Here is a 7030-nt window from a genome sequence, read left to right on the forward strand (position 1 = left end):
CGGAGCCGGCCGAGGCCATCGCGCTGCCGGCCGCCAGGCTGCCGGCGCCAGCGATGGCGGTGGCCGCCATGCCCGTCGCGCCCAGGTAGCCGGCGGCAGCCGGGCCCAGGACGGCGGGGGCGAGGAGTCCGCGCAGGTTCTGGTTGACCTCGACGAGCTCGAGGTGGACTCCGGTGCACCGCCGGCAGCCGTCGAGGTGCTCGTCGACCTTCGCCGTGTCGCGCGGTGACAGCGTCTGACGGACGTAGCCGCCGAGCAGGGGGGTGACTCGACGACAGGCGTCGTCGGTCGCCGTGGCCGCATGGCTCTCCAGGTAGGCGGCGCGCAGGCCCTCGCGGGCGCGGTAGGCGAGGGCGGAGACGGCGTTGGGGCTCATGCCGAGCAGCGGGGCGACGGCGGCGGGCTTCTGGCCCTCGACCTCGACGTGCCAGAGGACGAGCTGCCACCGCTCGGGCAGCGACGCGAAGGCGCGGGCCGCGGCGTCGTTCTCGAACGCGATGCTCACCGCGTCCTCGAAGGGCACGCCGCGGTCGAGCACGGCGTCGTCGTCGGTCGGCCGGGTGCGCGCGGTCGCACGGACCCGGTCGAGGTGCAGGCGCCGCACCGACGTCAGCAGGTAGGCACGGAACGCCTCGTCGGGGCCGCGGCCGTCCTGCAGCACCGCGAGGACCTTGAGGAAGGCCTCGGAGACGAGGTCGTCGGCCTCCCCGGTCGTGAGGAGCTGGCGGGCGAGGCGCGTGGCCGCCTGCACGTGGCGCTGGAAGAGGACGGCGTAGGCGCTCGTGTCGCCGGCGCGCACGGCGCGGATGAGCTCCGCGTCGCTGCTGTCCAGCGTCGTGGCCTGCGCGTCCCGCACGTTCGTCTCCCTCGTCCAAGCTCCCGTGGTGTGCAACGAGCGAGCGGCCTCGACGTCACGACCGGGAAGACGCCTCCGAAAAAAAAGTCGTCGGTACCGCGTCATGGAACGTCGGCCCGCCCGTTCCTCCTGCGACCGACACGAGAGGGGGACCGACATGGAGGACACGCGACGCGCGGCAGCGCTGCTCGCCGACGCCGTCCGTGGCGGTCGGACCGACGTCGAGGACGTTGCACACGTGGTGGGAGCGAGTGCAGCGCTCGACGGGTCCCCCCTCGACGAGGTGATCGACCTCGTCGAGGAGGCCTTCGACGGCGCTCCACGGCACGTGGCCGTGCGGGCGGCGTGCCTCGGGTGGGCCGAACGTGCCGTGGCACGGGTGCACGAGGCAGGCTGCGAGGACCCGTTGACGTCGTTGTCGACGGTCCCGCACCTGCACAGCAGGTTGGGCGACGTGTACCGCGCCGCCGCTGTCGAGGAGCAGCGCGCAGGCGACGGGCACGTGCTCGTGGTGGTCGACGTCGGCGTCGGACGGGCGAGGTCGTCGCTCGAGACGTCGGTGCGGGCCATCGAGGTGGGCCAGGTGCTCAGGTCGGTGTACCCGGGTGGCGAGACCGTCGCCCGGGTGGGACCGGGGCGCTTCGTGGTGGTGTCGGCGAGGGAGCGCGCCGACGCCACGACCCTCGCACTCGTCGGTGTGCTTCTCGGGCGCACGCCGGTGGGTGGCACGGCGCCTCGGCTGTGGGTGGAGGAGCTTCCACCCACGGCCGAGGACCTGCCGGGCCTGCTCCACGCGCTGTCGTCCTGATCGGCGGGAGGGCGTCGTGTCGGTGCGGCGCTGCTGTCGGTGCGGTGTGGGAGGCTCGTGCCATGTGCGGCAGGTACGCGACCACACGGACGTCCGCCGAGCTCGACGACGCGTTCGCGGCCGGGCTCGGCGACGGTGTCGAGCTGCCCGCGCCCGACTGGAACGTGGCGCCCACCAAGCAGGCTCCGCTCGTCGTGGGGCGCCGGCGCGACGGCGCCGACGAGGCGGCCCCGCCCCGGCGTGAGCTGCACGCCGCCACGTGGGGACTCGTGCCGAGCTGGGCCAAGGACCGCTCGATCGGCAACCGGATGATCAACGCGCGGTCGGAGACGGTCGCCGAGAAGCCGGCCTTCCGCTCGGCGTTCGCGCGACGTCGGGCGATCGTCCCCGCCGACGGCTACTACGAGTGGTACGCGGGGGAGGGGCCGAAGGCACCGAAGCAGCCGTTCTACATCACGGCGGCCGGCGACGGCGACGCCCGTGACGTGCTCGGCCTGGCGGGGCTGTACGAGTTCTGGCGCCCGTCGCGCGACGAGCCGTGGCTGCTCACCTTCACGATCCTCACGACCAGCGCGGAGGGAGCCGACGGCCTGCTGCACGACCGCGCCCCGCTGCTCGTGCGGCCCGAGGTCCGCGACGCGTGGCTGGCTCCGGTCGCCCGACCCGCCGACGAGCTGCTCGACCTGCTGGTCCCGGCCACCCCGGGCCGGCTCGAGGCGTGGCCCGTCAGCACCCAGGTCAACAACGTGCGCCACAACGGCCCGGAGCTCGTGGAGCCGTTGCCGGCCGAGTGAGGCGTGCTCGCTCGGGGGCCTTCGGAATAGGGCGACGGTGGGCACCGTTGTGATGCGTGTAAGGAGGCCGACATGCTCGCGTGCCCTGAGCGCACCACCACCAGCCCCACCGCACCGTCCGTCGACGTCGTCGCCCGAGGCGACCGTCGGACCGCGGGAGTAGGCTGGAGCACGATGACCGACACCCCAGAACGTTCCGCCCAGACCGCGGAGGCCAGCCCCTCAGGGGGCGCCGCGTCCGACCCGTCCGTCGACCTGCTCGCCGACGTGGTCGACTACAGCGACGTCGACGTCGCGACCGAGACGCCGGAGCAGCGTCAGGCCCGGTTCGAGGCCGAGGCGCTCCCGTTCCTGAACCAGCTCTACTCGGCCGGTCTGCGCATGACGCGCAGCCCGCAGGACGCCGAGGACCTCGTGCAGGAGACGTACGCGAAGGCGTTCAGCGCGTTCCACCAGTACAAGCCGGGCACGAACCTCAAGGCCTGGCTGTACCGGATCCTCACGAACACCTACATCAACTCCTACCGCAAGAAGCAGCGTCAGCCGCAGCAGGTCACCGACGAGATCGAGGACTGGCAGATCGCGGCGGCCGAGGCGCACTCGTCGTCGGGCCTGAAGTCCGCGGAGATGGAGGCGCTCGAGCGGCTGCCCGACAGCGACGTCAAGGACGCGCTGCAGGCGCTGCCCGAGGACTTCCGCTACGCGGTCTACCTGGCCGACGTCGAGGGCTTCCCGTACAAGGAGATCGCGGAGATCATGGGTACGCCCATCGGCACCGTGATGTCCCGCCTGCACCGTGGTCGACGCCAGCTGCGCGAGCTGCTCGCCGACTACGCCCGTGACCGCGGCATGGCCGTGGCGAGCGGGGTGAGCGACCAGTGAGCGCCGAACCCACCGCCACCGGAGGCTGCGACGGCCCGGACTGCTCCAAGGCACTCGAGAACCTCTACCTGTTCCTCGACTCCGAGATCGACAGCGCGAGCTGCGAGGAGATCCAGGCGCACATCGACGACTGCAGCCAGTGCCTGACCGAGTACGACCTCGAGCGTCTGGTGAAGGCGCTGGTCCACCGCTCCTGCAGCGAGGTCGCCCCCGAGCCGCTGCGCGACAAGGTGCTCCTCTCGATCCGGGCCGTGCAGGTCCAGATCACCGAGTACCGCACCTCCTGACCCACCCAGCACCAGCACCGCCCCTCCCCGAGCATGGGGAGGGGCGGTGGCGTGTCTGGGCGGGTCAGGCTTCTCGGCGGGGTGGGGCTGCGCTGCTGCGGCTTCTCCCTCGGGTGGGGCTGCGCCGGCGCGGCTTCGACTCGTCCTGCGGTCCGAAAGGGCCTCGACCGGGCGGCTGGGGGCGACGGCGGCTCCGGTTCTCGGGCTGTGGCGTGCGTCGGCCGCACGATTCTGCGTGTGCGCCCCCCGAGCGGTAGTTCTGCCACCTCAGCGCCCTGGGCGGTGGGTCTGCCACCCTTCCGAGCGCTCGAAGGGTGGTGGATCTACCGCTGAGGGGGTCAGTGGGGGCAGTGCTTCTCCCTTCTCGTGGACCGTGCCACGAGAAGGGAGAAGCGCTGCCCACCCCACCCTCAAGGGCACCCACGATTCTTCCTTCGTGCGCTGAAGCGCGAACGCTTCTGCGTTGACGACGGGATCCCGTAGAAAACGCCGAAGGCTTGGCCCTCCCACGCACGAACGCAGAATCTTGTGTCCCACGCGGGCCACGGCCCGAGAACCCAGACCCGTGCGCCCGCCAGCCGCCCGGTCGAGGCCCTTGCGGAGACCACATCCAGCACCAGCCGAGACAGCGCACCAGCAGGTCGAGACCCCCGAGGCAGCGCACCACCACACCCAGACCCCATCCCACGCCAGCGCACCAGCAAGCCCCAGACCCCCAAGCACCCCCCCGACGCGTCGAAGCCCCCGCCGGCGTGGGCCGGTGGGGGCTTCGAACGTCTGCGCTCGCGGGGAGCGTCAGGTCACGCGTTGGGGCGCTTGCCGTGGTTGGCGCCCTTCTTGCGACGCGCGCGGCGCTTGCGGCCGGTCTTACCCATGATGGTCCTCCTCAGACGTCCAGCGTCCATGGTCCCACACGGGGCCTCCGGCGCGGCACACGCCCTGGCGCGACGCGGTCCGGGACGCTCACGGAGTAGGCAGGCGCGACAGGAAGCGCTCACGGTCGACGACGACGCGCCGGACCTCGCCATGGGCGACGATCGTGCCGTGGGCGTCGTGCGCGGCGACCCTGAACCGCAGGAGCCGGCCGTCCTCGTAGGTGACGTCGGCGGTCGCGGTGACCGTCGCGCCGACGGGGCTGGCCGCCACGTGCTCGACCTCGACGCGGGTGCCGACGCTCGTGCGGTGCTCGTCCAGGTCGAGTGCTGCGCAGGTGGCCTCCTCGAGCCAGGCCAGCAGCCGCGGGGTGGCGAGCACGGCGAGGTCCCCGCTGCCGAGGGCGGCGGCGGTGTCGGCGTCGCCGACCACGTGGGTCACGGTCGCGGTGCGGGACATGGGTCCTCCTGGGTCAGCGGACGGGTCGGGTCAAGACTGCCCGACGGGCTGCTCGCCGGTGTCGGACCACGCCGCCCACAGCTGCGCGTAGCGTCCACCGGCGCGCAGGAGCGCCTCGTGCGAGCCCTCCTCGACGACAGCACCGTCCTCCATCACGAGGACGCGGTCGGCGGTCCGGGCCTGGGTGAGCCGGTGCGCGATCACCAGTGCCGTCCGACCCTGCGTGACCGCGGCGGCCGCTTGCTCGAGCTCGCGGGCACCCGACGAGCCGGCCTCCGCCGTCGCCTCATCGAGCACGACCACCTGCGGGTCGAGCAGGGCGACGCGGCTGAGGGCGAGCTGCTGCGTCTGGGCCGGGGTGAGGGGGTGCCCGAGGTCGCCGACCACGGTGTCCAGACCGTGGGGGAGCGTGCGGGCCCAGCCGGCGGCGTCGGTGGTCGAGAGGGCGCTCCACAGCGCGTCGTCGTCGGCGTCGGCCCGGGCGAGCAGCAGGTTGTCGCGCAGGCTGCCGGCGAAGACGTGCACCTCCTGCGACACGAGGGCCACGTGCCGACGCACGACGGGCTCCGGGGCCGTGGTCACGTCGAGGGCACCGAGCCGGACGTGGCCTCCGGTCGGCCGCAGCGTCCCGGCCGCGATGCCGCCGAGCGTCGACTTGCCGGCGCCCGTCGCACCGACGACGGCGACGTGCTCGCCGGGCTGGATCGTGAGGTCGACAGGGGCGAGCACGGGCCGGCCGCTCTCGTACGCGTGGTGCACGCCCTGCAGCGTGAGCACCGGCTCGGGGCCGGCGTCGACCGGCGCGACGTCGCGCGGCGGGATGAGCGCGACCCCGGCCAGTCGCGCCAGGGCGGCACCGCTGGCCTGCGCGGCGTCGAAGACGTAGAGCACCGCGCCGATCGGGTTGAACAGCCGGTGGAAGAAGAGTGCCGCGGCCGTCGCGTCACCGACGCTGGCCGAGCCGGTGCTGACGAGGGCGTAGCCGGTCGCCAGGACGACGACGAGCCCGACGCACTCCGACGCGTTCATGCGGGCGCCGAGCCGGGTGTAGAGGCGGAAGACGTCCAGCGTGATCGCGACGGCGTCGCTGGAGCGTCGCTCCACCCGCTCGAGGGCGGTGTCCTCGACGCCGAACGCGCGCAGCGTCGACGCGTCACGCACGCCGGTCACGAGCACCTCGGCGCGCGCGCCCTCCGCCGTGCGCTCGGCGCGGTAGTACGGGATCGAGCGCGGCAGGTACCAGCGCATGCCGAGCACGTAGCCGGGCGCGGCAGCGAGGCCTGCCAGGCCCAGCCGCCAGTCGAGCGTGAACAGCCCGCCGACGGTGAAGGCGATCGCCGAGACCGACGTGAGGAGCATCGGGATGGCCTCGTCGAGCGACTCGGTGACGCGCCGGACGTCGTCACCGACGCGCCCCAGCACGTCGCCGACGCCGGCGGCCTCGAGCTGCTGGGAGTCGAGGTGGAGGGCTCGGTCGAGCACCTCCTCGCGCAGCTCCGCCAGGGCGGGGGCGACCGTCCTGGCGAGCGCTGCGGTCGAGACGGTGGTCGACACCGCCGCGACGACCGCGGCGCCCAGCATGACGGCGACCGGCACGAGCACGTCGGAGAAGCTGCCGTCGTCACGCACGACGTCGACGACGCGTCCGATCATGAGCACCGGCACGATCCCGGCGAAGCCGGTCACGAGGAAGGCGGCCACGGTCAGCGCCAGGCTCCCACGACGCGCGCGCAGCAGACGCCACGCGACGCGCGTCGTGCTGCGACCGTCGGCGACGGGCAGGAGCCGGTGGGCAGGCTGGGTCTGGCTCATCGGTCGACCGCCTCGCGGTAGTCCGCGTCGCGGAGCAGGTCGGCGTGCGTGCCCTCGGCGACCACACGGCCGCCGCGCACGACGAGCACGCGGTCGGCGGCGCGCAGGAGAGCCGGGCTGGAGGTCAGCACGAGCGTGGTCCGTCCGGTGCGCAGCCGTCGCACCCCGTCGGCCACGGCCTGCTCGGTCACGGCGTCGACGGCGCTCGTCGGGTCCTGCAGGACGACGATGGGCCGGTCGGTGGCCAGGGCGCGCGCCA

8 protein-coding genes and 1 pseudogene are annotated in these 7030 nt (G+C 73.4%); 4 read left to right on the forward strand and 5 right to left on the reverse strand.

Annotation, left to right across the window (positions count from 1 at the left end):
- Positions 1-856 (reverse strand): sigma-70 family RNA polymerase sigma factor (locus tag NH339_RS16660; protein ID WP_253027139.1); only part of this gene is annotated, 856 nt, incomplete at its 3' end.
- A gap of 157 nt (positions 857-1013) precedes the next feature.
- Between NH339_RS16660 and NH339_RS16665 the strand changes: the two genes are divergently transcribed.
- The 4 genes from NH339_RS16665 to rsrA all read left to right on the forward strand — a co-directional run bounded on the left by NH339_RS16665 (position 1014) and on the right by rsrA (position 3627).
- Entirely contained in the window at positions 1014-1664 is a 651-nt protein-coding gene (locus NH339_RS16665; protein ID WP_253027140.1) for a hypothetical protein, read from the forward strand.
- Positions 1665-1726: 62 nt separating this feature from the next.
- The gene (locus NH339_RS16670; protein WP_253027141.1) at positions 1727-2458 is read left to right on the forward strand and encodes an SOS response-associated peptidase; all 732 of its coding nucleotides are present in this window, start codon (positions 1727-1729) and stop codon (positions 2456-2458) included.
- 72 nt (positions 2459-2530) lie between these two features.
- Entirely contained in the window at positions 2531-3340 is an 810-nt protein-coding gene (locus NH339_RS16675; RefSeq protein WP_374208347.1) for a sigma-70 family RNA polymerase sigma factor, read from the forward strand.
- The gene (gene rsrA, locus NH339_RS16680; protein WP_253027143.1) at positions 3337-3627 is read left to right on the forward strand and encodes a mycothiol system anti-sigma-R factor; all 291 of its coding nucleotides are present in this window, start codon (positions 3337-3339) and stop codon (positions 3625-3627) included. The genes NH339_RS16675 and rsrA overlap by 4 nt, the downstream gene beginning before the upstream one ends.
- An 800-nt stretch (positions 3628-4427) precedes the next feature.
- Here rsrA and NH339_RS19025 read toward each other — a convergent pair.
- The 4 genes and pseudogenes from NH339_RS19025 to NH339_RS16695 form a co-directional block, all read right to left on the reverse strand.
- Positions 4428-4502 carry a 50S ribosomal protein bL37 gene (locus tag NH339_RS19025; protein WP_369797015.1) on the reverse strand — a complete coding sequence of 25 codons (75 nt, stop codon included), beginning with the start codon at positions 4500-4502 and terminating at the stop codon, positions 4428-4430.
- Positions 4503-4590: 88 nt separating this feature from the next.
- On the reverse strand, positions 4591-4959 hold the full coding sequence (locus tag NH339_RS16685) for a thioesterase family protein (RefSeq protein WP_253027144.1): 369 nt from the start codon (positions 4957-4959) through the stop codon (positions 4591-4593).
- A 30-nt stretch (positions 4960-4989) separates the two neighbouring features.
- Positions 4990-6771, reverse strand: coding sequence for an ABC transporter ATP-binding protein (locus tag NH339_RS16690; protein ID WP_253027145.1), 1782 nt, complete (start codon positions 6769-6771; stop codon positions 4990-4992).
- Positions 6768-7030: pseudogene (locus NH339_RS16695) on the reverse strand (ABC transporter ATP-binding protein); the annotation flags it as partial. The pseudogene NH339_RS16695 and the gene NH339_RS16690, both read right to left, overlap by 4 nt.

The organism is Aeromicrobium sp. CnD17-E (genome assembly GCF_024124745.1).
Taxonomy (GTDB): domain Bacteria; phylum Actinomycetota; class Actinomycetes; order Propionibacteriales; family Nocardioidaceae; genus Aeromicrobium.

Bases quoted from the DNA above. Each gene is read 5' to 3' on its own strand.
- NH339_RS16665 (WP_253027140.1), top strand. From the start codon at position 1,014: ATGGAGGACACGCGACGCGCGGCAGCGCTGCTCGCCGACGCCGTCCGT.
- NH339_RS16670 (WP_253027141.1), top strand. From the start codon at position 1,727: ATGTGCGGCAGGTACGCGACCACACGGACGTCCGCCGAGCTCGACGAC.
- NH339_RS16675 (WP_374208347.1), top strand. From the start codon at position 2,531: ATGCTCGCGTGCCCTGAGCGCACCACCACCAGCCCCACCGCACCGTCC.
- NH339_RS16685 (WP_253027144.1), bottom strand. From the start codon at position 4,959: ATGTCCCGCACCGCGACCGTGACCCACGTGGTCGGCGACGCCGACACC.
- NH339_RS16690 (WP_253027145.1), bottom strand. From the start codon at position 6,771: ATGAGCCAGACCCAGCCTGCCCACCGGCTCCTGCCCGTCGCCGACGGT.